The organism is Streptomyces niphimycinicus (genome assembly GCF_018883605.1).
Lineage (GTDB): Bacteria > Actinomycetota > Actinomycetes > Streptomycetales > Streptomycetaceae > Streptomyces > Streptomyces niphimycinicus.
Genome location: NZ_JAHLEM010001177.1, coordinates 1 through 1,693, shown reverse-complemented (window position 1 = coordinate 1,693; position 1,693 = coordinate 1). Strand labels below are relative to the sequence as shown.

Sequence of the window (1,693 nt, the reverse complement as noted above, 5' to 3'; positions counted from 1 at the left end):
CTCGCCGCGCCCCGGCACCGCACCCGCGGCCCGCGGGTGGCGCTGGTGGGCGGCGGGCCGGGCGATCCGGACCTGATCACCGTGCGCGGCCGCCGCCTCCTCGCCGAGGCGGACGTGGTGGTGGCCGACCGGCTCGGCCCGCGCGATCTGCTCGATGAACTCCCGCCGCATGTCGAGGTGATCGACGCGGCGAAGATCCCGTACGGCCGTTTCATGGCCCAGGAGGCGATCAACAACGCGCTGATCGAGCACGCCAGGGCGGGCAAATCGGTCGTCCGCCTCAAGGGCGGCGACCCCTTCGTCTTCGGGCGCGGTATGGAGGAGGCGGAGGCGCTCGCCGAGGCCGGTATCCCGTGCACGGTCGTCCCCGGCGTCTCCAGCTCCATCAGCGTCCCGGGCGCGGCCGGGATCCCGGTGACCCACCGGGGCGTCGCGCATGAGTTCACGGTGGTCAGCGGCCATGTCGCGCCCGACGACCCCAGCTCCCTGGTGGACTGGGCGGCGCTGGCCCGGCTGCGCGGCACGCTGGTGCTGCTCATGGCCGTGGAGAAGATCGGCGCCATCGCCGCGACCCTCGTCGCCCATGGCCGGGCCGCCGACACCCCCGTCGCCGTGGTCCAGGAGGGCACCACCGCGGCCCAGCGCCGGGTGGACGCGACCCTCGCCACCGTCGGGGAGAGGGCCGCGGCCGAGGGCGTACGGCCCCCGGCGGTCGTGGTGATCGGCGATGTGGTCGCCCTCTCCGCCCGTGACCACCGCTGACGTAAGCGGACGTAACCGCCGGTAACTTATTCATGTCGGGCTCATTGGCACCGCATCCAGGACAAGGCAGTATCACTTAAGTGGCTGATCTCATCACCGTCGATGATCCGGACGACCCGCGGCTGCGCGACTACACGGGTCTGACCGATGTGGAGCTGCGACGCAAGCGGGAACCGGCCGAGGGCCTGTTCATCGCGGAAGGCGAGAAGGTGATCCGGCGCGCCCGCCTCGCCGGCTACGAGATGCGCTCGATGCTGCTGTCGTCCAAGTGGGTCGATGTGATGCGGGACGTCATCGAGGACGTCCCCGCCCCCGTCTACGCCGTCAGCCCCGAACTGGCCGAGCGCGTCACGGGCTACCACGTCCACCGCGGCGCCCTCGCCTCCATGCAGCGCAAGCCGCTGCCGGACGCGGAGTCGGTCCTTCGGAACGCGCGGCGCGTCGTCATCATGGAGTCCGTCAACGACCACACCAACACCGGCGCCATCTTCCGCAGCGCGGCGGCCCTCGGCATGGACGCCGTACTCCTCTCCCCGGACTGCGCCGACCCCCTCTACCGGCGCTCGGTCAAGGTCTCCATGGGCGCCGTCTTCTCCGTGCCGTACGCCCGCCTGGAGAGCTGGCCGCGAGGGCTGGAGGCGGTCCGGGACGCCGGGTTCAAGATCCTCGCCCTGACCCCCGACGAGAAGGCCACCACCATCGACGACGCGGCCCCGCACCGCCTGGAGCGGGTCGCGCTGATGCTGGGCGCGGAGGGCGACGGGCTCTCCACGCAGGCGCTGATGGCCGCGGACGAATGGGTGCGGATCCCGATGGCCCACGGGGTGGACTCGCTCAACGTGGGTGCGGCGGCGGCGGTCGCCTTCTACGCGGTCACCTCGGGCAGACCGGGGCTCTGACCGCCGCGTGGCAGGGGCTTCGCGGCCCCAGA

At 72.4% G+C, this 1,693-nt stretch carries 2 protein-coding genes; both read left to right on the top strand.

Translation table 11 applies throughout. The annotated features are described in order from the left end of the window. The coding region (gene cobA, locus KN815_RS48655; RefSeq protein ID WP_216348141.1) for a uroporphyrinogen-III C-methyltransferase at positions 1–762 on the top strand (762 nt) is incomplete at its 5' end. A gap of 80 nt (positions 763–842) precedes the next feature. Next, on the top strand, positions 843–1,661 hold the full coding sequence (locus KN815_RS48650) for a TrmH family RNA methyltransferase (protein ID WP_216348140.1): 819 nt from the start codon (positions 843–845) through the stop codon (positions 1,659–1,661). The last annotated feature ends 32 nt before the right edge of the window (positions 1,662–1,693 follow it).